The sequence below is a fragment of the Burkholderia sp. BCC1644 genome, from assembly GCF_902833225.1.
Classification (GTDB): Bacteria; Pseudomonadota; Gammaproteobacteria; order Burkholderiales; family Burkholderiaceae; genus Burkholderia.
In genome coordinates this window covers 244,405-266,918 of the sequence record NZ_CADFEI010000001.1, presented here as the reverse complement: position 1 = coordinate 266,918, position 22,514 = coordinate 244,405, and the positions used below count along the sequence as shown (strand labels likewise).

The 22,514-nt window shown below is 69.6% G+C and carries 19 protein-coding genes; 12 read left to right on the top strand and 7 right to left on the bottom strand.

Features of this window, described 5'->3' with window-relative positions; all coding sequences use genetic code 11:
* Positions 1-84 precede the first annotated feature (84 nt).
* Complete coding sequence (locus HWX87_RS01140; protein WP_176045262.1) at positions 85-1,149, bottom strand: phytoene/squalene synthase family protein; 1,065 nt, start codon at positions 1,147-1,149, stop codon at positions 85-87.
* A 374-nt stretch (positions 1,150-1,523) separates the two neighbouring features.
* Between HWX87_RS01140 and HWX87_RS01135 the strand changes: the two genes are divergently transcribed.
* A complete protein-coding gene (locus HWX87_RS01135; protein ID WP_176045261.1) occupies positions 1,524-2,666 on the top strand; it encodes a glycerophosphodiester phosphodiesterase in 1,143 nt (380 codons plus the stop codon).
* A gap of 59 nt (positions 2,667-2,725) precedes the next feature.
* Here HWX87_RS01135 and HWX87_RS01130 read toward each other — a convergent pair whose 3' ends face one another.
* Together HWX87_RS01130 and HWX87_RS01125 are read right to left on the bottom strand one after the other, a co-directional pair.
* Positions 2,726-4,351, bottom strand: coding sequence for a rhodanese-related sulfurtransferase (locus tag HWX87_RS01130; RefSeq protein ID WP_176045260.1), 1,626 nt, complete (start codon positions 4,349-4,351; stop codon positions 2,726-2,728).
* A 105-nt stretch (positions 4,352-4,456) separates the two neighbouring features.
* Positions 4,457-5,023, bottom strand: coding sequence for a cysteine dioxygenase (locus tag HWX87_RS01125; RefSeq protein ID WP_176045259.1), 567 nt, complete (start codon positions 5,021-5,023; stop codon positions 4,457-4,459).
* A gap of 17 nt (positions 5,024-5,040) precedes the next feature.
* Between HWX87_RS01125 and HWX87_RS01120 the strand changes: the two genes are divergently transcribed.
* A complete protein-coding gene (locus HWX87_RS01120) occupies positions 5,041-6,015 on the top strand; it encodes a LysR family transcriptional regulator (RefSeq protein WP_176045258.1) in 975 nt (324 codons plus the stop codon).
* 61 nt (positions 6,016-6,076) lie between these two features.
* Here HWX87_RS01120 and HWX87_RS01115 read toward each other — a convergent pair whose 3' ends face one another.
* The gene (locus tag HWX87_RS01115; protein ID WP_176045257.1) at positions 6,077-7,411 is read right to left on the bottom strand and encodes an acyl-CoA dehydrogenase family protein; all 1,335 of its coding nucleotides are present in this window, start codon (positions 7,409-7,411) and stop codon (positions 6,077-6,079) included.
* A gap of 309 nt (positions 7,412-7,720) precedes the next feature.
* Between HWX87_RS01115 and HWX87_RS01110 the strand changes: the two genes are divergently transcribed.
* The 8 genes from HWX87_RS01110 (at position 7,721) to HWX87_RS01075 (ending at position 15,822) form a co-directional block, all read left to right on the top strand.
* Positions 7,721-8,806, top strand: a complete 1,086-nt coding sequence (locus HWX87_RS01110; protein WP_176045256.1) for an LLM class flavin-dependent oxidoreductase — start codon at positions 7,721-7,723, stop codon at positions 8,804-8,806.
* Positions 8,807-8,829: 23 nt separating this feature from the next.
* Positions 8,830-9,669, top strand: a complete 840-nt coding sequence (locus HWX87_RS01105; protein WP_176045255.1) for a class II aldolase/adducin family protein — start codon at positions 8,830-8,832, stop codon at positions 9,667-9,669.
* A gap of 32 nt (positions 9,670-9,701) precedes the next feature.
* Entirely contained in the window at positions 9,702-10,730 is a 1,029-nt protein-coding gene (locus HWX87_RS01100; RefSeq protein ID WP_176045254.1) for an ABC transporter substrate-binding protein, read from the top strand.
* A 4-nt stretch (positions 10,731-10,734) separates the two neighbouring features.
* Positions 10,735-11,826, top strand: coding sequence for an ABC transporter permease (locus HWX87_RS01095; protein WP_176045253.1), 1,092 nt, complete (start codon positions 10,735-10,737; stop codon positions 11,824-11,826).
* Positions 11,820-12,647: an ABC transporter ATP-binding protein gene (locus HWX87_RS01090; RefSeq protein ID WP_176045252.1), complete on the top strand. Its 828-nt coding sequence runs from the start codon at positions 11,820-11,822 to the stop codon at positions 12,645-12,647. Before HWX87_RS01095 ends, HWX87_RS01090 begins: the two co-directional genes overlap by 7 nt.
* A 50-nt stretch (positions 12,648-12,697) precedes the next feature.
* Entirely contained in the window at positions 12,698-13,879 is a 1,182-nt protein-coding gene (locus tag HWX87_RS01085; protein ID WP_176045251.1) for a cytochrome c, read from the top strand.
* Positions 13,880-13,912: 33 nt separating this feature from the next.
* Positions 13,913-14,866 carry an ABC transporter substrate-binding protein gene (locus HWX87_RS01080; RefSeq protein ID WP_176045250.1) on the top strand — a complete coding sequence of 318 codons (954 nt, stop codon included), beginning with the start codon at positions 13,913-13,915 and terminating at the stop codon, positions 14,864-14,866.
* Positions 14,867-14,955: 89 nt separating this feature from the next.
* Positions 14,956-15,822: an MOSC N-terminal beta barrel domain-containing protein gene (locus tag HWX87_RS01075; protein ID WP_176045249.1), complete on the top strand. Its 867-nt coding sequence runs from the start codon at positions 14,956-14,958 to the stop codon at positions 15,820-15,822.
* A 58-nt stretch (positions 15,823-15,880) separates the two neighbouring features.
* Here HWX87_RS01075 and HWX87_RS01070 read toward each other — a convergent pair whose 3' ends face one another.
* The 3 genes from HWX87_RS01070 to HWX87_RS01060 all read right to left on the bottom strand — a co-directional run bounded on the left by HWX87_RS01070 (position 15,881) and on the right by HWX87_RS01060 (position 19,516).
* Entirely contained in the window at positions 15,881-17,302 is a 1,422-nt protein-coding gene (locus tag HWX87_RS01070; RefSeq protein WP_176045248.1) for a sensor histidine kinase, read from the bottom strand.
* A gap of 151 nt (positions 17,303-17,453) precedes the next feature.
* Positions 17,454-18,134, bottom strand: coding sequence for a response regulator (locus tag HWX87_RS01065; RefSeq protein WP_176045247.1), 681 nt, complete (start codon positions 18,132-18,134; stop codon positions 17,454-17,456).
* A gap of 146 nt (positions 18,135-18,280) precedes the next feature.
* Positions 18,281-19,516 carry a multidrug effflux MFS transporter gene (locus HWX87_RS01060; RefSeq protein ID WP_176045246.1) on the bottom strand — a complete coding sequence of 412 codons (1,236 nt, stop codon included), beginning with the start codon at positions 19,514-19,516 and terminating at the stop codon, positions 18,281-18,283.
* A 103-nt stretch (positions 19,517-19,619) separates the two neighbouring features.
* On the opposite strand from HWX87_RS01060, the gene HWX87_RS01055 reads away from it, so the two are divergent.
* Complete coding sequence (locus tag HWX87_RS01055; RefSeq protein ID WP_176045245.1) at positions 19,620-21,092, top strand: PLP-dependent aminotransferase family protein; 1,473 nt, start codon at positions 19,620-19,622, stop codon at positions 21,090-21,092.
* Positions 21,093-21,310: 218 nt separating this feature from the next.
* On the top strand, positions 21,311-22,411 hold the full coding sequence (locus HWX87_RS01050) for an ABC transporter substrate-binding protein (protein WP_176045244.1): 1,101 nt from the start codon (positions 21,311-21,313) through the stop codon (positions 22,409-22,411).
* Positions 22,412-22,514 lie beyond the last annotated feature (103 nt).

The window sequence follows — 22,514 nt, the reverse complement described above, 5'->3', positions numbered from 1 at the left end:
TTCAGTTCGTGTGGGGGAAATCGGACAGGGGCGGCCCGGCAAATGCGGGCCGAGGGGGATGCCGGCGCGGCGCGCCGGCGATAGTCAGCGTGATGCCGGGCCGGCGAGCCGCACGCTCACTGCATCGGCGAGCGCGGCCATGCGCGCGCGGATCGCCGCGTTCGAACCGACCAGCGCGAGCGACGACGCCATGATCCGGTAGATGCGCTTTCTCGGCACCTTGGCCGGCTTCGCCGGATCGAGCCACGCATCGTGGCCGGCCAGCAGTTCGAGCGTTTCGAGGCCGATCATGATCGGCCACAGGCACGCGAGCCGCAGCCGCACGAAGCGGCGCGGGATCGCGAGCGTATACAGGCACGCGTCGCGATACTGGTCGAGCGTCACGCGCAACAGGTCGACCAGCACGCCGCGCGCACGCGCCGACGCACCGGGTTGCATCAGATCGGCCATGGCCAGCCCATGCGCGCCCAGTACCTCGTCCGGCAGATAGCAGCGGCCGATGCGCAGATCCTTCGCGCAGTCGCGCAGGATGTTGGTCATCTGCAGCGCCTTGCCGAAACGGATGCCCTTCTCGCGCATGTCCGGCAGATCCCAGCCGCGCGCGGCGCGTGTGTGCGCGCCGGTCATGTCGGTCCAGAATTCGCCGACGCAGCCGGCGACGAGGTACGTGTAGCGGTCGAGTTCGTCGCGCGTCGGCAGCGACGCGACCTGCCCCGACTGCTCGTCGGGGAACGTGCGCAAGTCGAATTCCATCCCCGACGTGAGCGTCGCGACGACCTTGCGGATCGACGCGCGATCGGCGTCCGGCTGTGCGCGCAGCAGCGCGAGCATCGGCGCCATCGAGCCGAGCAGCACATGCTCGTGCGAATCGGTCTGCATCCGCGTCACGTCCTCGAGCGAACGCGACAGCGCCACGCCGTCGCCGAGCCGCTCGATCTCGTCGCGCAAGTCGGTCAGCAGCGCCGCGCGGCGATCGGGCGCGACGAGCGCGGTGTCGGCGATCGTGTCGGCCGCGCGCGCGAGCAGGTACGCAAGGCCGACCGGGTCGCGCATGCCGTCGGGCAGCACGCGCAGCGTCAGGTAGAAGGAGCGGGAAACGTTCTTCAGCAGGTCGCCGAGCAGGAAGGCGGAATCGGTTCGAGTCGTCATGGGTCGGGAAAAATCGGCCGGCGCGGGCCCCGGTCGCACACGGGCGCCGGACGCCCGCGCCGGCCCGCGAGTCGCCGCATCGTCGCGCCGGACGGGCGTCGGCCCCGGCGCAGCGATGCAAAATTCCCGCAAGTTTAGTGCATCCGGCGTGCGGCCTGCCTGCGGCGGCCGGATTGCCGCACCCGCCCGGCCATCGTCAAGGGGCCAGCCACGGGCATCGTGCCCTGAAAAATGGCAACGGAAAGGTCGAAGTAATACATATGTAATTATTCGATGCGACGATCGCGCACCGTTCGATTCCCTCGGCACGGCACGACAGCCACGCCGCCGGAGCGACCGCCCTTTTCCGACTCCCGTTTCGAAGGTTCATCGACATGCTCTTCAAGCGCCCGACCTCCCCGCGCTTCGTCCCTCTCGCCTGTGCCGCCGCGTTTCTGCTCGCCGCGTGCGGCGGCGACGACGTGGCGTCCGATCCCACGCAGCCGATTTCCGCGAAGGTCCAGGTGGTCGGCCATCGCGGCGCGAGCGCGCTGCGCCCCGAACACACGCTGGCGTCGTACCGCAAGGCGATCGAGGACGGCGCGGACGTGATCGAGCCCGACCTCGTGTCGACGAGCGATGGCGTGCTGGTCGCGCGCCACGAGAACGAGATCTCGGGCACGACGAACGTGTCCGTGCTGCCGCAATTCGCGAGCCGCAAGGCGACCAAGACGATCGACGGCGCGCAGCTGACCGGCTGGTTCACCGAGGATTTCACGCTGGCCGAGCTGAAGACGCTGCGGGCTCGCGAGCGCATTCCGCAGATTCGCCCCGCGAACACCGCGTACAACGACCAGTTCGAGATCCCGACGTTCGACGAGATCGTCGCGCTCGCGAAGCAGATGTCCGCGCAGACCGGCCGCACGATCCACCTGTACCCGGAAACCAAGCATCCGACCTACTTCCAGTCGATCAACCTGCCGCTCGAGGATCGCCTCGTCGATGCGCTGCTGAAGGATACGTACACGTCGCGCACGGCGACCGTCTACATCCAGTCGTTCGAGGTCGCGAACCTGAAGTCGATCCGCAACCGGATCAAGTCGAGCCAGCCGAACTGGAAGCTCGTGCAGCTGATGGACGAAGCCGGCCAGCGCCCGTACGACTTCGTGAAGGCGAACGACAAGCGCACCTACGGCGACCTGTCGACGCGCGACGGCATGCGCGAGATCGCGACCTATGCGAACGGCGTCGGCCCGTACAAGACGTCGATCATCGCGGTCGCCGCGGACGGCACGCTGCAGCAGCCGACGCCGTACGTGCGCTATGCGCACGAGGCCGGCCTCGTCGTGCATCCGTACACGTTCCGCCCGGAGAACAATTTCCTGCCCGCGTCGCTGAAGGACGGCGGCACGCCGGCCACGCGCAACACGGCCGGCTCGGTGCGCGAGATCCAGGCCTACCTGCGCGCGGGCATCGACGGCTTCTTCACCGACGATCCGGCCGTCGGCCGCACGGCCGTCGATACGTTCAAGCGCTGACATGCGCGAACCGGGCGCCGCGCACGACGCGCGCGTCGCGCCCGGTTGCAACGACTCGGTCAGATCACGTTGAAGTGGTGCGTACCGTCCCGCTTCAGCTGATCGACCAGCCCGTATTCCCAGTCGAGATACGCCTGCATCGCGGCCGCCGCGTTGTCGGTGCCTTCGTACGGGCGCCGGTAGCGGTCGACACGCGCGGACGCGAGATGCGTCTCGCCGCTTTCGAGCGGCAGCCCGGCGTCGATCCACGCGGCCGTGCCGCCGGTCAGGACCGAGAGGCTGGCCGACGCCGGCAGCAGCGCACGCGCATCGTCCGCCGCAAACCGCGCCAGCAGGCTCGATCCGCACGTGAACACATAACGCTTCGCGGGCGGAATCGCCGCGAGCGCATCGCGCAACTGCGCGCGCACGGCGAACCACGCGCCCGGAATATGGCGCTTCACGTAATTCGCGCTGGCCGTCACGTCGACGATCGCGAGTTCGCCGGGCGCAGCCTCCTTCAGCCAGCCCGCGAGCGTCGCGGGCGACACGTCGGTCGCGGGCGGCGGCACCGGCACGTCGCGCGGCGGCTGGCCGCGCTCGCCGGACGCAGCCTCGCCGGCCGGCGCCACGACGCGCACGTCCCAGCCCATCTGCGCGAGCCATGAGGCGGTCATGTCCGCGCGCACGCCGTCGTCGTCGGCGAGCACGATCCGTGCGCCGCGCACGGCCGCGTGATGATCGGTTTCCTGCACGAGCTGGCCGCCCGGCGTGCTCAGGAAACCCGGCAGGTGGCCGGCTTCGTATTCCTCCGGCGTACGCACGTCGAAGCGGTACAGCGTGCGGCCCGGTTCGTCGAGCGCGGCGACGTCGGCCAGCGCGATACGCGGCACGCCGGCGCGTTCGGCCACCGCGCGCGCGGCCTGACGCGCGTCCGCGCGCTGCGCCGCGTCGATCTCGTCCGGAAAACGGCGTGCGGCGCCGCGCTCGAGCGCCTGACCCGCGAGCGTCCAGCCGATCGTGCCGTTGCGCAGTGCCGCGACCGGATTCGGCAGCCCCGCGTTGACGAGCGACTGCGTGCCGATGATGCTGCGCGTGCGGCCCGCGCAGTTGACGACCACCTGCGTTTGCGGATTCGGCGCGAGCGCGCGCACGCGCAGCACGAGTTCCGCGCCCGGCACGCTCGTCGAGGTCGGGATGTTCATCGTCTGGTATTCGTCGAACCGGCGCGCGTCGACGATCACGACATCGGCCTTCGCATCGATCAGCGCCTGCACCTCCTGCGCGGACAGCGACGGCGTATGGCGCTCGGCCTCGACCCATTCGCCGAACGACTTGCTCGGCACGTTCACGTCGATGAACAGTTCGCCGCCCGCGGCCTGCCAGCCGGCGAGACCGCCGTCGAGCAACCGCACGTCGGTATAGCCGAGCTGCGCGAGCTTCTCGGCCGCGCGCGGCGCGAGATCCTCGCCGAGCGCTTCGCCGAACACGACGATCGGCGTGTCGCGGCGCGGAATACGCGTCCACGCGTCGAGTTCGAGCTTCGACAGCGGAAAGTTGGCGGCCCACAGCGGATGGCCTTGCGCGTACGGATCTTCCTCGCGTACGTCGATCAGCGCGAGCTCGTCGCGGGCCAGCAGGCGTGCGCGTACGTCCTGGTACGACGCGACGGGAAAACGGGAAAGGGAATCGGCGGATTGCGTCACGATGTCTCTGTGTTGAATACGTTGAAGTCGGTGAAGAAAGCGAAACGGATCGGTCTTGAGCCTGCCGGCGCGCACCCGCAACGGGCTACGCCGACGGGCGTTGCGTCAGGCATTCGAATAGCCTGACACGAAAGGCTTCACGGTGCCGTCGTCCAGGAACACCGCGCGTTCGACCTTGCCGATGTTCGCGCCGTACACGTGGATGCTGATCGACACCTGGTCGGCAAACGCGTTGGTCACGCGATGGACGTCGCCGATGCGCGGCGACACGGCCTCGACCTCGCCCGGCGCCAGCCGCACGGCGTCGCCCGCCGCCACCGGCTTGCCCGCTGCGTCGAACCGGTACGGCTGCGAGAACTCGCCGCCGCGCAGCATCCCGATCAGCCCCCACACCGTGTGGTTGTGGATCGGCGTCGCCTGGCCGGGCCCCCACACGAAGCTGACGACCGAGAACCGCTCGTCCGGGTCGAGATGCAGCAGGTATTGCCGATAGCGCTCGGGATCGGGCTGCGCGAACGCGTCGGGCAACCAGTCGTCGTGTTCGACGAGCGCGGCGAGCAGCGCGCCGCCCTCGTCGAGAATGCGCGCCTCGTTCGCGCCGGATGCGAGCAGCGCGCCCAGGCCGTCGACGAACGGACGCAGCGGCGTCTGCTGCAACGAAAGCGTACTCATCGGCTGTCTCCTCGAATATGATGCCGAATATGATGGATCGTCATGATGCACCCGAAAGACCATGCAGAACAAACATGAAAATTAGCGATATCGACGCTTTTGCAGCGGTCGTCCGCTGCCAGACCCTGAGCCAGGCCGCGGCCGAGCTCGGGATGACGCAGCCCGCGATCACGCGGCGCGTCCAGAATCTCGAGGAAGCGCTCGGCGTGATCCTGCTCGACCGCAACACGAAACCGCCGCGCCCGACCGACATCGGCCGGCAGGTCTTCGAGCAGTGTCGCGCGATCCTGCGCGAAGTCGATGCGCTGCGCGAGCTGACGGCCGGCGAGCAGCCGCCCGCCGGCGAATTCCGGATCGGGCTCACGCAAGGGCTCGGCGAACTGATGCTGCCCGCGCTGATCGCCGAACTCGCCGCGCAATGGCCCGCACTCGCGACGCAGGTCACGACGGCCTGGGGCGGCATGCTCGTCGAGCGTGTCGCGCGCCGCGAACTCGATGCGGCGCTCGTGTTTCTCGCACGCGAAATGGTGCTGCCGGCGCAGGTCGAGGGCGAACGGCTGCTGACCACGCGGCTCGTCGCGGTCGGCCGCAAGGGCGACTGGCCGCGCCGCAGCTACCGGCTCGCCGACTGCCACGCGCGCGGCTGGGTGCTCAATCCCGACGGCTGCGGCTTTCGCGCGGGCCTGCGGCGTGCGCTCGACGCGCAGGGCCTGCCGATGCCGGTCACGCTCGACACCTACGGCCGCGACCTGCAACTGCAGAGCGTCGCGAACGGCTTCGGCATCGGGCTGATGCCGCTGCCGCTCGTCGAAGGCAGCCCGCTGCGCGATGCGCTCGACATCGTGCCGCTCGCCGATTTCAAGCCGCAGATCGACCTGTGGCTGCTGCGCCGGCACGATGCGGCGCGCCTAGATGCGCCGCTCGCGGCCGTCGCCGCGCATGCGCGCACGGCGTTCGCAGTGCCCGAACAGTCGCACGGCAAGGCCGCCTGACCGGACCAGGCGGCAACTGCAGCGCGCCGCCCGGTTTCCCGGCGCGGCAACCCGGCCGCGCTCACGCATCGGGTCGACCGCGTTCGACCTCGCTGCGTGACGCTTCCTCAGTCCCGGCCTTCATCCTGCTCGCGCTTGCCGCGTCGAGCACCGCCCGCCCCGCCGCCACCGCGATCGCGTCGTCCTGCGGCGTATGCACGCGGCTGCACAGCACGTCGCGATAGTGGCGCTCGAGCGGATTGGCGCGACTCAACCCGTGATTGCCCGACAGCTTCAGCGCCTGCTCCACCGTGCGGATCGCCTGCTCGGTCACGGTCCGCTTGACGAGGCCGCTCGTCGTCACCGGCGGTGCGGTGCCCGCGTCGGTGCGCACGATGTGATCGTCGAGGAGCACGCGGTTCGCATGCAGCCAGCCCTCGATTTCGCCGACCGCTTCCTGCACGCGCGGCAACGTCGCGAGCGGTGCACCGAGCCCGCTCGGCGCACGCGTCGTCGCGAATCCGACCAGCCAGTCTCGCGACGCCCGCGCGACCGCGTCGTACAGGCTGCCGAGCAGCGCGACCATCCACGCCTGCTGGTCGGCCTGCGCGTCGGCATCCGCATGGGTTGCGGCCGACACGGCCCATGCCTCGGGTGCGCGCACGTCGACCGCGTGATCGGCCGGCAGCCGCACATCGTCGAACACGACTTCGTGACTGCCCGACGCACGCAAACCGAGGTGGTTCCAGCTTTCGATCACGCGGATGCGGTCGCCATCGGCATCGCGGTCGCGCGGCACGAGGAACACGCCGACGCGCGGCTCCGGTTCATCGGTGCGCGCCCACACGGCCAGCCAGCGCAGCGCCGGGATGCCGGTGCTGTACAGCTTGTGGCCGGACAGCTTCCAGCCGTCACCGTCGCGCCGTGCAATGGTCGCCGGCAAGCCGCCGCGTGACGGCGAGCCGAGCGCCGGCTCGACGCGCAACGCGTTGATCAGCGCGCCGTGCGCGACGGCGCTGTCGAACACCGCGCGCCGCACCTGGGCCGGCCAGCGGTTGTCGGCGCGGCCGAGCGCGCGATGCTGCAGGTAGGTCATCGTCAGCACCAGCGCCGTTGCCGGATCGGCCCGCGCGACGGCGGCCACGATCCGGCTCGCCCGAGCGAGCGTCGCACCGCCGCCGCCATGTTCGCGCGGCACGACCTGCGCAATCAACCCCGCACGATGCAGGCGTGCGAAGTTCTCGTGCGGAAAACGGCCGTCGACGTCATTGCGGGCCGCATCCGCCGCGAGTTCGGGCGCGAGACGGTCGAGCAGCGCGGCGACGCGCGCGTCGTTCGCGCGGTCGGCATCGTCGGCAGGCAGGAGGCGCAGCGCTGGCTGCGGTGACGGCGAGGAAGCGGCAAGGCTGGCGGACATCGAAACGGATTCCCTGGGTAATACGGACAGGCGGCAAGCGCGACGGAAAGACGGCAGGCGCGGCAATCGATCGCCGCGTGGCGTCTCGCAACGCCGGCGATCCGGAACGCGCAGCGCCGGATTCGCTGGCGCCCGCGCGCCCGATCGTTCGTGAGCCCACAGCGTATGCGCAGCGCACACGGGCCCAAACCATGCAAATCTGATATTCAAATCGGGATTGATTATTTCCATTTCGCATGATCGCGGCGTTAACCTGCGCTCCATTCCTGCCCGGCCGTGCGCCGGGACATCCCTGCACCGGAGACCCAGATGAGCGTCGAATTCATCGGCATGATCCAGAGCCAGAAGCAGTCGGAGATCCACCCGGCCTCCGGCCCCGTGGTCGATCCCGACTACGTGCGCGACTTCGCGCGCGCCCACGAAACGGCCGGCTTCGACCGGATCCTCGTGCCGCACCACTCGACCGGCCCGTCGGCAACGCTGACGATCGGGTTCGCGGCCGCCGCGACCGAGCGCATCCACTTCATGCTCGCGCATCGCCCGGGCTTCACCGCGCCGACGCTCGCCGCGCGGCAGATCGCGACGCTCGACCAGTTCAGCCGCGGCCGGCTCGCCGTGCACTTCATCTCCGGCGGCTCGGACAGCGAGCAACAACGCGACGGCGATTTCCTCGACCACGACGCGCGTTATGCACGCACCGACGAATACCTCGGCATCCTGCGGCGGATCTGGACCGAGGCGCAGCCGTTCGATCACGACGGCGCGCACTACCGGTTCAAGCAGGGCTTTTCGGAAGTGAAGCCGTTCCAGCAGCCGCATGTGCCGATCTACTTCGGCGGCGCGTCGGAAGCCGCGCTCGAAGTGGCCGGCAGGCACGCGGACGTCTACGCGCTGTGGGGTGAATCGCTCGATCAGGTGCGCGACCTGACGACCCGCGTGCGCGCCGAAGCCGCGAAGCACGGCCGGCAGGTGCGTTTCTCCGTGTCGTTCCGCCCGATCCTCGCCGCGACCGAAGACGAAGCGTGGGCGCGCGCGCATCGCATCCTCGACGAAACGCGCCGGCTGCGCGAAGCGGCCGGCCTCGGTGCCGGCGGCCCGCAGCAAAGCGAAGGCGCGCGCCGCCTGCTCGCCGCCGCCGATCGCGGCTCGCGCGTCGACAAGCGGCTGTGGACCGAGATCGCGAAGCTCACCGGCGCGCGATCGAACTCGACGGCGCTCGTCGGTACGCCCGAACAGGTCGCCGACGCGCTGCTCGATTACTACGACCTCGGCGTGACGACGTTCCTGATCCGCGGCTTCGACCCGCTGGAAGACGCGATCGACTACGGCCGCGAACTGATCCCGCGCGTGCGCGGCGCCGTCGCCGCACGCGATGCGGCGCGCCACGCTGCCTGAGCCCAACGGAGCGATACCTCATCATGTCCGCCGTCCTTTCCTCGCCCGTCCGCACCGCATCGGGCCTCGAACTCGCTGAAGCACCGCGCCAGCATTTCTGGTTCGACGCACCCGCGCCGCGCATCGACATCGCCGCCGAACGCCGCCACCGTCAGGAGCGGCTCGCGGCCGCGTTCCGCCTGTTCGCGCGCTTCGGTTTCGCGTCGGGTCTCGCCGGCCACATCACCGCACGCGATCCGGAGCTGCCCGACCATTTCTGGGTGAATCCGCTCGGCGTGCATTTCTCGCAGATCAAGGTGTCCGACCTGCTGCTCGTGAACGCGCGCGGCGAAACCGCGATCGGCACGCGGCCGCTGAACAAGGCCGCGTTCGCGATCCATGCGGCGATCCACGAAGCCCATCCGCACGTCGTCGCCGCCGCGCACACGCATTCGACCTACGGCAAGGCGTGGTCGACGCTCGGCCGCCCGCTCGATCCGCTCACGCAGGACGCCTGCGTGTTCTACGAAGACCACGCGCTGTTCGACGACTTCACGGGGATGGTCGTCGACACGAGCGAGGGCGCGCGGATCGCCGATGCGCTCGCGAAACCGGACGGCACCACGCACAAGGGCGTGATCCTGAAGAACCACGGGATCCTGACGGCCGGCCCGACGGTCGAGGCCGCCGCGTGGTGGTACATCGCGCTCGACAACGCCGCGCACACGCAGTTGCTGGCCGAAGCGGCCGGCACGCCGCAGCCGATCGATCACGCCACGGCGCGCCACACGCACGGCCAGATCGGCGGCCCCGACGGCGCGCTGCATGCGTTCGACAGCCTGTTCGCGCGCGTCGTCGCCGACGAACCCGACCTGCTCGACTGAGCGCCTTTCCGCATGACCGGAGACCAGACCACATGACCCGAACCACCGCACCCGCCCCCGCGCACGACGACACTCGCCGCCGGCTGCTGCGCGCGGCCGGCGCCGCCGCGCTCGCCGTGCCGGCGATCACGCTCGGCCGCAAGGCATGGTCCGCGCCGCCGCTGAAGAAGCTCACTTTCGCGTGGAACCAGAACGCGTTCTGCCTGACACCGATCGTCGTCGCGCAGGAGCGCGGCTTCTTCGAGAAAAACGGCCTGAAGGTCGAGCTGATCAATTACAGCGGATCGACCGACCAGCTGCTCGAATCGATCGCGACCGGCAAGGCCGATGCGGCGGTCGGGATGATCCACCGCTGGCTGAAGCCCCTCGAAGCCGGCTTCGACGTGAAGATCATCGGCAGCTCGCACGGCGGCTGCGTGCGGCTGCTCGGCGCGAAGGCGGCCGGCGTCACGACGCTGCAGGCGCTGAAGGGCAAGACGGTCGGCGTCAGCGATCTGGCCGCGCCCGGCAAACACTTCTTCTCGATCCTGCTCGCGAAGAACGGGATCGATCCCGAGCGCGACATCACGTGGCGGCAGTATCCGGCCGACCTGCTCGGCGTCGCGGTCGACAAGGGCGAGATCCACGCGATCGCCGACGGCGACCCGAATCTCTATCTGCTCGAAAAACGCAGCAACGGCGCGTACACGGAACTCGCGACGAACCTGTCCGGCGAATACGCGCGCAAGGTGTGCTGCGTGATCGGCGCGCGCGGCGATCTCGTCCGCAACGACCGGCCGGCCGCCGCCGCACTCGCGCGCTCGATCGTGCAGGCCACCGAATACACGCACGACAACCCGAACGAAGCCGCGAAGGTGTTCGCGAAGTATTCGCCGAAGATCAGCCCCGAGGACCTGCGCAAGCTGTACGCGACGCTCACCTACACGCATCACCCGACCAACGTCGATCTGCAGCAGGAAATCGCGTTCTATGCGGACGATTTCCGCCGCATCAGCGTGCTGAAGAAGAGCACGGACCCGCAGCGTTTCGCGCAGCAGGTCTACGCCAACGTACTGGGGTAACGCGATGTCGACGATCGAACACGCTTCCACGGCCCGCACCGCCTCGGCGCCTGCCGGCGGCAAACCCGCCGCGCCCGCGCCTGTCGCCTGCACGGCGTGCGAAGCCACGCTGGCCGCCGAAGCGCGCCGCGCGCGCAACTGGCCGACCGGGATCGCGGCCGCGCTCGCCTGGGCCGCGCTCGGCGCGCTCACGCACCTGTGGCCGAACCGCATCGTCGGCTTCAGCGACTGGGCGTACACCGACACGTTCGGCACGGCCGCGTGGACGATCGCGGCGCTGCTGCTCGCCGCCGCGACACTCGGCCACCTCGTCCCCGCGACGCGCACGCGGCTCGCACGCGTGCGCCCGGCCGGCCCGTGGCTCGTCGCGCTGCCGCTCGTGCTCGCCGCGTGGGAAATCGTCACCGCGAAAACCGGCTGGCTGCCGACGCCGTTCTTCGCGCCGCCGCAGGCGCTGATCGAGGTCTACGTCGACGACTGGCCGCGCCTGCTGGGCAGCGCCGGCAATACCCTGAAGCTGCTCGCGCTCGGGTTTGCATACGGCGTGGCGGTCGGCTTCGCGGTAGGCGTGTCGATCGGCTGGTCGCGCCGGATCGGCTACTGGGTGCATCCGGTGCTGCGCGTGCTCGGCCCCGTGCCGGCCACCGCGCTGCTGCCGCTCACCTTCTACTTCTTCCCGTCGAGCTATTCGGCCGCCGCGTTCCTGATCGCGCTCGCCACCGGTTTCCCGGTCGCGGTGCTCACGTGGTCGGGCGTCGCGAGCGTCAACAAGCAGTACTACGACGTCGCGCGCACGCTCGGCGCGAACGCGCGCTTCCTCGTGCTGCGCGTCGCGATTCCGGCCGCGCTGCCGCACGTGTTCGTCGGCATCTTCATGGGGTTGAGCGCGTCGTTCACCGTGCTGGTGGTCGCCGAGATGATGGGCGTCAAGTCGGGGCTCGGCTGGTACCTGAGCTGGGCGCAGGGCTGGGCGTCGTACGTGAACATGTATGCGGCGCTGATCGTGATGGCGCTGCTGTTTTCCGGCTTGATCGCGCTGCTGTTCGCGGTGCGCGACCGTGCGCTCGCGTGGCAGAAAGGAACCGTCAAATGGTAAGCGCCGCCGTACTCGAACCGTCCGTTGCCGCGGCACCCGCCGCTTCTTCCGCCCTCACGCCGCCGCGCGGTGCGCGCATCGACATCCGCCGAGTGAGCCATGCGTTCGACGGCCCCGGCGGTGCGCTGCCGGTGCTCGACGACGTCACGCTGTCGGTCGCGGCCGGCGAATTCGTCGCGCTGCTCGGCCCGAGCGGCTGCGGGAAATCGACGCTGCTGCGCCTCGTCGCGGGGCTCGATGCCGCGCGGCAAGGCGCAATCGCGCAGGACGGCGTGCCGATCGAACGACCCGATCCGTCGCGCATCGTCGTGTTCCAGGACCCGACGCTGTACCCGTGGCGGCGCGTGCGCGCGAACGTCGCGCTCGGCCTCGAAGCGCGCGGCGTCGCGCGAACCGCGCAGCATCGCGTCGACGATGCGCTCGCGCGCGTCGGGCTGCAGGACTTCGCGAACGTGTTCCCGCATCAGTTGTCCGGCGGGATGGCGCAGCGTGTCGCGCTCGCCCGCGCGCTCGTCAACGATCCGCGCCTGCTGATCCTCGACGAGCCGCTCGGCAAGCTCGATTCGCTGACCCGCCTCACGATGCAGGCCGAACTGACCGCGCTGTGGCAACGCGACGGGTTCTCGGCGCTGCTCGTCACGCACGATGTCGAGGAAGCGTTGTTCCTCGCGCAGCGCGTGATCGTATTCGGGCCGCGCCCGGCACGGATCGTCGCCGAACTGCACGTCGACCTGCCCTACCCGCGCCATCGCGGCGACCCGCGCCTCGCCGAATTGCGCCACGACGCGCTGCGGCATCTCGGGCTCGACGCGAGCTGGTAAATGCGGGGAGCCGTTCGACGTCCGTTTGCTTCACGGCGCAGGCGCTTGCGATGAACGCACCGCCGTTCGCCGACTGGGCAATCGCCTTCCTGCAACTGCTGTACCGCGCGCAAATCGCGCTGGCACGCGTGCTGCACGCGGCCGGCCTGACCGGCGACGCCGACGGTCAGGCCGCCTGGCCGTGGACGCACCGCATTGCGCTCGAAACGCTGCGCATCGATGCCGGACTGACGCGGCAACTCGCGTTCGCCAGCGCAGTGACGGCGCTTGCCGTCGTGCTCGCCGGCATCGCGTTCGCGTCGCGCAAGTGGCGTACCGCATCGGCGATCGCCGCGCTGGCCGTCGCGTGGTTCGCCCCGTGGCCGCCGTCGTCGCTGTGGCTCGCGCCCGCCGTGCCGACGAGTTTCCAGCGCGATCCCGCGCCGTTTTCCGTATCGGACGTGATGCGCGGCGCACACCTGTATGCGCAACACTGCGCGGCCTGCCACGGTGCGGATGGCCGTGGCGAAGGGCCGCTCGCGGCCACGCTCGCGCACTGGCCGCCGACCTTCGCCGGTGCATTGCTCGCGCGTCGTCTCGACGGCGAACTGTTCTGGCGCGTGCGGCACGGCACGCGCGACGAACACGGCGCATCGACGATGCCCGGTTTCGCCGCGACCCTCGGTCCACAGGACACGTGGGCCGTACTCGACTACCTGAAGGCGCTGGCCGCAGGCAGCGGCGCGCAGGCGGAAGGCGCGTGGCCGGTGCCCGTCCCGCTACCGGCGCTCGACGTGCGCTGCGGCGACGCCGCGCCGCAATCGCTCGATCGCTGGCGCGAAGGCCAGCGCGTGCGCATCGTCGCGCTCGCACCGGGCGCTGCGCCGCCGCCGGAAGACGCGCGCTGGCAAACCTTGCTCGTCACTGAGCGCGGCGCGTCCGTGGCGCCCTCGACCGGCACGCGCGCGAACTGCGTGGCGACGACGCCCGATGCGTGGCGCGCGTTCGCGACGATCGCGGGTGTCGCGCCCGATGCGCTCGGCGGCACGCAACTGCTCGCCGATCGCCGAGGCTGGCTGCGGGCGCGCGCGTTGCCGGGCAGCGCCGGCTGGTCGGACGCCGACCTGCTGTGCCGCTCGAATGCAGTTGCACGACCGGCCGCGCCGGCCGCCGGCAGCGACGCGCTGACCGCCCTGCTGCTGCGCGTCGACACGGAACCCGTGCGCGACGTGCAGGCCGGGCTCCCGCATTGACTTCCCGAACCTTTCTTCCGACCGAACTTCACGATGAATCCGACCCGACGCCATTTCCTCGCGCAAGCGAGCGCCCTCGCCACGATCGCCGCGGCGCCTGCCACGCTGCGCGCGCAATCGGGCACACGGCCGCTGCTGCGCGCCGGCGACCAGAAAGGCGGGCTGCGCGCGCTGCTCGAGGCGGCCGGCGAACTGAACGGCCTCGCGTACGACATCGCCTGGACCGAGTTTCCGGCCGCCGCCCCGCTCGCCGAAGCGCTGAACGCGGCAGCCGTCGACTGCGGGCCGATCGGCGACGCGCCGGTGATCTTCGCGCTCGCATCGGGCGCGCGCATCAAGGTGATCGGCGCGAACCGTTCCGATCCGTACGGCACGGCCGTGCTCGTGCGGCCCGACGCCACGCTGAAAGGCGCGGCCGACCTGAAGGGCAAGCGCATCGGCACCACGCGCGGCTCGATCGGCCATTTCGTCACGCTGAAGGCGCTCGACGCGGCCGGCCTGCCGCCCGATGCGGTGTCGTTCCGCTTCCTGCCGCCGGCCGACACGATGCTTGCGCTCGCAACCGGTTCGATCGATGCCTGGGCGACCTGGGAGCCCTACACGGCGCTTGCCGAAACGAGCGGCCGCGCACGCGTGCTGGTCAACGGCCGGGGGCTGTGGTCGGGCCTCAGCTATCTTGCGGCGACCGACGCGGCGATCGCATCGAAGCGCGACGTGCTGCACGATTTCCTGCGGCGCGTGGTGCGCGCGCAGACGTGGTCGTACCGGCACGCCGATGCGTATTCGGCGGCGCTCGCCCGCATCATCGGCATTCCGCCGGCCGCCGCGAAGCTGCAGTTCGAGCGCCGCAACACGCGCTGGCTGCCGATCGACGCAACGGTGATCGCCGAACAGCAGCGCACGGCCGACTTCTACCTGAAGGCCGGACTGCTGCGCCAGCCGCTCGATGTCCGCACGACGTTCGACACGGGCTTCCCGCTCGCCTGAACGGCCGCGCGGCAGCGTGCAACGGCCCGAACGGCTTCGGCACGATCTGGCACAATCGCGATTCGACCATCCCGCGTTCAGCCAGCGTCATGCCAGCCATCACCGAACTCTTCGTCTATCCGATCAAATCCTGCGCCGGCATCGCGCTGACGCGGGCGCAACTGCTCGAAACGGGCCTCGCGTATGACCGCCACTGGCTGATCACCGATCCCGACGGGCAGATGATCACGCAGCGCACGCACCCGCGCCTCGCACTGATCCGCACGGCGCTCGACAGCGATGCGCTCGTGCTGAACGCGCCGGGCATGCCGGAACTCCGCACGCCGCTCGACGGCGACGCAACGCCCGCGACGCCGAAGATGGCCGCGACCGTCTGGCGCGACACCGTCGACGCGATCGACACGGGTGCCGAAACGGCCGCATGGCTCACCGACTACCTCGGCACGCCGACGAAGCTCGCGCGCTTCGGGTCCGGCTCACGCCGTGGCTGCAACCGCAAATGGACCGGCGAGATCGATACGCATACGCAGTTCGCGGACGGCTATCCGCTGCTCGTGATCGGCCAGTCGTCGCTCGACGACCTGAACGCGCGGCTCGCCGCGAAAGGCGCGCCGGCGATTCCGATGAACCGCTTCCGCCCGAACATCGTCGTGTCGGATCTCGACGCGTACGAAGAGGATTTCGTCGAACACCTCGACACCGACGGCGACACGCCCGTGCGGCTGCGCCTCGTGAAGCTGTGCACGCGCTGCCCGATGCCGACGATCGACCAGGCCACCGGCGCGCCCGATCCCGCCTGGCCGCACGAGCCGACCGACACGATGCAGGGCTATCGCGCGAACCCGAACTACGACGACGCGCTGACCTTCGGCATCAATGCGATCGTCGTCGAAGGCGCCGGTGCGTGGCTGGAGATCGGTCAGCCGGTCGAAGCGGAGATCGGGTTCGGCGACTGAGCCGCGCTGACGGCACCCTGTCACCCTCACCGTCGGGAAGCGGCCGCTTGCTGCGTCGTCATGCGACGCGCGGCACCGCCTCCGTCACCGCCACCGGCAGCCGGATCGTCACGACCAGCCCGCCGCCGGCCGCATCGGCGAGCGTCACGCCGCCCTGATGCACGCGTGCGATCTCCCGCACGATCGACAGCCCGAGCCCCGTCCCTTCGACCGTCTGCGTCTTGCTGCCGCGATGGAAGCGCTCGAACACCGCGTCGCGTTCGTCCACCGGAATGCCCGGCCCGTTGTCGATCACGTCGAGCCGCGCGTGCTCGCCGTCGCGCGATACGCGCACCGTGATCACCGCATGGTCGCCCGCATAACGGATCGCGTTGTCGATCAGGTTGCCGATCATCTCGCCGAGCAGATCGGACTGCCCGAGCACGTCGACGTCGGCCTCGTGCTCGAAGCCGAGATCGATGTCGCGCGCACGGGCGACCGGCGACCAGTCGAGCGTCACGCTGCGCGCGAGCCGGTGCAGTTCGACCGGCTTGTGCGCGACCGCATGGCCGCTGTCCGAATCGAGCCGCGACAACGACAGCAGTTGCTGGACGATCTTCGCGGCCTGCCGCACCGCGCCGTTCGCACGCCGCAGATGCCCGTTCGCGCGCGGCTGCTCGTCGGGCCGCAACGCAAGCTCGACGCCGGCCTGCACGGCCGCGAGCGGCGTCTTCAGCTGATGGGCCGCATCGGCGAAGAAGCGGCGCCGCGCGACCTGCATCCGCTGCGTGCGGCCGATGTACTGGTTGATCGAATCGACGAGCGGCGCCAGTTCGCTCGGCATGGCACCGGTGTCGAGCGGTGTCGTGTCGTCTTCGCTGCGCGCGGCGACGGTGGCCGACAGCCGGTTCAACGGCCGCAGCCCGCGCCCGACGCCGAGCCACACGATGCCGAGCGCGAGCACGACGAGCAGCCCTTCCTGCAGCAGCGATCCGATCAGGATCTCGCGCGCGAGCGCCTGGCGCGCCTCGATCGTCTCGCCGACCATCACCCACACGATGCGCGACTGCGCGGTCGGCACGTCGTGCACCGGGATGCGCAGCGCGGCCATCCGCAACTGCTCGCCGCGATAGACGACGTCGTAGTAGCGCGTGACGAACAGCGCGCCGTCGCCCGCGTCGCGCCCCTGCGGCAGCGGCAGGTCCGGATAGCCGGTGATCGTGTGGCCGTTGTCTTCGCGGATCAGGTAGTAGATCTTGCCGCCGTCGCTCGATTCGAGCATTTCGAGCGCGAGATACGGCAGGTCGACCTCGATCTCGCCGTCGTTGAGCCGCACGCCTTCGCGAATCGACTTCAGCGACGACGACAGCGTGCGGTCGAACGCGACGTGCGCGGCGCTCATCGCGCGCTGGTACGTCAGCCACGAGTCGAGCGCGAGCAGCCCGAGCAGCGGCAGCAGCAGCCACAACGCGACCTGCGTGCGCAGGTTCGGGCGGGTCATCGTGCCTCCCGCCGGGCCGCCCCAGGGGGCGCAGCGGGGAATTCGCGGCGTACCGCCCCGCGCCCGCGTAGCCGGCCGGTTTTGCGAGGCCGGCCATGGACGCCATGCGCCCCCCTGGCGGGCAGCGAACGATGGTGAGCGTGGGGGCCGCTCACTCGGCGTTCTCCGCCTTCGCTTCGAGCAAATAGCCCAATCCGCGCAACGTGACGATCGCGACACCCGTGTTTTCGAGCTTCTTCCGCAACCGGTACACGTAGATCTCGATCGCATCGGCATTGACCGACTCGTCGAGCCCGAAGATCTTCTCCGACAGCGTGTCCTTGTTGATCGCGCGGCCGTTGCGCAGGATCAGCACCTCGAGCACCGAGCGCTCGCGCGGCGTGAGCGACAGCGGCTCGCCCGCGAGATGAAAGCTGCGGTCGATACTGTCGTACGAAAGCGGCCCGCATTCGACGCGCGAATGCTCGTGGCCGAGGCTGCGCCGGATCAGCGCGCGGGCGCGCGCTTCCAGCTCGGTCAGCTCGAACGGCTTCGCGAGATAGTCGTCGGCGCCGAGATCGAGCCCCTTCACGCGGTCCTCGACCGACCCGTGCGCGGTGAGGATCAGCACCGGCACCGGGTTGCGGCGCGCGCGCAGCCGCCGCAGCACCTCCAGCCCGTCGAGCTTGGGGAGCCCGAGATCGAGGATCACCAGCGCGTAATCCTGCGTGCGCAGCACGTGGTCCGCCGCCTCGCCGTCCGCCATGTGGTCGACCGCGAAGCGCGCGGCGCTCAGCGCGTCGTTCAGCGACTGGGCCAGGTTCGGATTGTCTTCGACGAGCAGCACACGCATGGGGATTCCGGTAAGGTCAGCGACAGGCCGCTACATTACATGATCCTTTCCATGTCGACGCCTCGCGGAAACACGGGTTGCGCGGGGGCCGCCAAGCCGTCGCGCGCCGCCCCGCCGGCTGCCGCTCAGCGCTCAGCGCTCAGCGCTCAGCGCTCGGCAGCGGAACGGCTACCCGGCGCGAAGCGCGTATCGCCGGTCACGCGCCGCTCGCGAAAGCCGGCCACCACCGCAACGAACGCGACGCTCGCGCCGACCGTGACGACGATCATCGGGCGGGCGGTACCGTCCGACAGCGATGTCAGCACGCCGCCGCACGCGGCCGTGATCGCCATCTGGATAAAGAAGAACAGCCCCGACGCCGTGCCGGCGATCTTCGTGTACGGCTGCATCACTGCGAACTGGCAGGCCGGAATCGCGATCCCGACGGCGATCATCACGACGAACATCGGCACGACCAGGGCCACTACGGCCGTCGGGGCGATCGCGCCGCCGACCCACAGCACGGCGGCGCCGGCGAGATTGACGACGGCCGCCGCCGCGATGACCGAATCGGCTTTCCAGCGCTTGCTGGTCCGCGCGAACGCGCTCGAGCCGATCAGGTAGCCCAGCACGGTCACGCCGAAGATCGCCGCATAGACCGGGCCGGACACGCCGATCTGCCGCTGAAACAGCGTCGACGATTCCGCGATGAACGGATAGTACGTGCAGTAAACGAAGCTGATCGCGAGCGAGTAGCGCAGGAAACGGCGATCGCGCAACAGGCCGGCGTAGGTCCGCAGGAGCCCCGGGCCCGGCGCCGGCCGCGCATCGCGTTCGCGCGTCTCGGGCAGATAACGCAGCACCATCGCGGTTGCGACCATCCCGCCCGCCGCCAGCCAGCCGAACACGCCGCGCCAGCCGAGCCACTCGGCGATCGCGCTGCCGGCCAGCGGCGCGACCACCGGCGACAGCGCCATGCCGGCCGAGATATGACCGAGCATCCTGGCCTGTGTCTCGGCCGGATAGCGTTCGCGCACGATGACGCGGCCGATCACCGTGCCGATGCAACCGCCCAGCGCCTGAAAGATGCGCGCGACGATGAGGGCCGGGATGTTGATCGACAGCGCGCACGCCCCGCTCGCGACGACGTACACGCACAGGCCGCCGAGCAGCACGGGACGGCGGCCGTAGCGGTCGGACAATGGCCCGGATACCAGCATCGACAGCGCATAGCCGACCATGTACAGGGTCAGCGTGAGCTGCAACTGCGCATCGGTACCGTGCAGCGCATCGGCCATCGCGGGCAGCGACGGCAGGTACGCATCGATCGTGACGCGCGGCAGGCACACGACGAGCATCAACAGGAACAACCAGCCCCGCTGGGGCAATGAACGTGTCTTCATGCGGCAAGTCCGTTTCCGGTCCGGAGAGAGGGGGTCGACAGCAATCTAAGGGGAAAGTGATATAAGCTGAAGGACCATTAAATCGACCGCTGACTGGACCACTATGCCGCGAGGCAAAGCCGCGATTCCGCTGGACCTGCCGCGCCCTTCCGGGCTGGCGGCCGGCAGCCCCCAGTCGAAACAGGAATGCATCGCCGACACGATTCGCGACGCGATCCTGAAGCGCCTGCTGCCCGCCGACAGCCCGCTGCCGTCGAGCCGGACGCTGGCCGCGCGCTGGGACATCGCGCGCGGCACCGTCGAAGCGGCCTACGACATCCTGTGCGCCGAGGGCTACATCGCACGCACGCAAGGGTCCGGCACGCGGGTCTGCGCGGTGGTGCCGGACAGCTATCTGCGCGCGGTCGCGCAGCCTCATGCCCGCGACGCACGCGCCGCGCCGGCAAGCGCACCGGAGGCGGCCGAGCCCGAACACGGCGTGCGCCCGGGCGTCCCGTTCGTCGCGCGGCTCGCCGATCCCGGCCTGATGCCGATGCAGCAATGGAAGAAGGCGCTCGGCGCGAGCCTGCTTGCCGCGACGGCGCACGACCTCGGCGCGACGCCCGCGCAAGGTGTCGACAGCCTGCGTGGCGAAATCGCCGCATACCTGCGGGAATACCGCGGCATCCCGTGCGACGCCGGCGACATCTTCATCACTACCGGCATCCGCCATTCGATCGATCTCGTCGCGCGCACGCTGCTCGCGCCCGGCTCGACGGTGCTGATGGAAGATCCCGGCTACGTGTCGGCGTGGCAGATCTTCACGATCGCGGGCGCGACCGTGATCGACGTGCCGGTCGATCGGGAAGGCATCGACACGGCGTCGCTGGACCGGTATCCCGATGCGCGCGCGGCCTATGTGACGCCCGCCCACCAGGCGCCGCTCGGCGTCACGATGTCGGTGTCGCGCCGGCTCGAACTGCTCGACTGGGCGCAGCGCAGTCGCACGTGGATCATCGAGGACGACTACGACGGCGAATTCAGCTACCAGACCGCCCCGCTGCCCGCGCTGAAATCGCTCGACGCACGCGATCGCGTGATCTATTGCGGCTCGTTCAACAAGACGCTGTTCTCGGGGCTGCGCATCGGCTTCATGGTCGTGCCGGCGGAACTGCGGCCAGCGCTGTCGGCCGTGTGGCATGCGACCGCACGCTCGGTCGGCGTGGCGCCCCAGCTGGCGCTGGCCCGCTTCATCGCGCACGGCGATTTTGCGAAGCATCTGCGCGCCGCGCGGCACGCGTACCGCCAGCGTCGCGACATCGTGCTCGATCAGCTGGCGAAGCACGCCGGCGGACGGTACACGGTGTCCGGCGAACACGCGGGCTTTCATTTCGTGCTGTGGCTGCCGCCCGGGATGGACGACGCAGCCTGTGTCGCACCGGCCCGCGCGGCCGGCATCGCGTTGCAGCCGATTCGCGAATTCTGTCGAAGCGCCCGGTGCGACGCGGGTGTCGTCGTCGGGTATGCCGCGCTGACCGCCGCGCAGGCGCGGCATGGCGGCCGGGTCCTCGGCAAGCTGCTGGCGGCCTCCGCATAGCCCGCCGTCGTGACGGGCTTGCGCGCCCGCCCGAGCACCGCGCTCCTCCCTTTCGAACCGTGCCGCGCACCGCGGCACCGGCGGCCGCGGCCGCGTCGACCTCGGGAAATCCATGACACAAACGGCGCGACTGCGAACAGAAATGAAAGCAGGCTGAAAGTGCCCCGCAATTAACATCCGCTCCACTCGAACAACACTATGCGTAACTGGAGGAAGACATGCCGTTTGCACCGAAGCACCTCGCCGCCGCGCTGGCGATCGTCCTGGGCACTGCCGCCGGCAGCGCCGTCGCGCAGGTTCCGGCCGGGTATCCGGGTAATTACCAGGGCGTGATCGACGCCGCGAAGAAGGAAGGCAAGCTGATCGTCTACTCGACGACCGACACGGGCCTCGTGCGTCCGCTGATCAAGGACTTCGAAAGCCTGTACGGCGTGAAGGTCGAGTACAACGACATGAACAGCACCGAGCTGTACAACCGCTACATCAGCGAGAACGCGGCGAGCAGCACCAGCGCCGACGTGCTGTGGAGCTCGGCGATGGACCTGCAGGTCAAGCTCGTCAACGACGGCCTGATGGCGTCCTACGATTCGCCCGAAAGCCCGAACCTGCCGCAATGGTCGCAATACCAGAAGCAGGCGTACGGCACGACGTTCGAGCCGCTCGCGATCGTCTACAACAAGCGCCTGATCCCCGAGAACGAAGTGCCGACGACGCGCGCCGACCTGATCAAGCTGCTCACCACGCAAGCCGACAAGTTCAAGGGCAAGGTCACGACCTACGACATCGAGAAATCGGGCGTCGGCTTCAACTACCTGACGCAGGACGCGCACGTGAACGAGAAGGTCACGTGGGAACTCGTGAAGGCGATCGGCGCGACCGGCCCGAAGCTGCAGTCGAGCACGGGCGCGATGATGGAGCGCATCTCGTCGGGCGAGAACCTGATCGGCTACAACATCATCGGTTCGTACGCTTACGCGAAGGCGAAGAAGGACAAGTCGATCGGCTATGTGTTTCCGAAGGACTACACACAGGTCGTGAGCCGCCTCGCCACCGTGTCGAAGAAGGCGAAGAACCCGAACGCCGCGAAGCTGTGGGTCGACTACCTGCTGTCGAAGCGCGGCCAGACGCTGATCGCGAACCAGGCGAACCTGTACGCGATCCGCTCGGACGTGACCGGCGAAACGTCGGCCGCGAGCCTGTCGAAGGAACTCGGCGATTCGCTGAAGCCGATCCAGATCGGTACCGGCCTGCTCGTCTATCTCGACCAGTCGAAGCGGCTTGCCTTCCTGAAGCAATGGCAGCAGGCGATCAAGCGCTGATCCGCTGAGCAGCTGACCACCGGCCGCCCGCCGCGCATCGCGCGGGCGGCCCCTTCCCCTTACCGACTTCCTTGAGGCGGCCATCCGGATGGCCGCAGGGGCG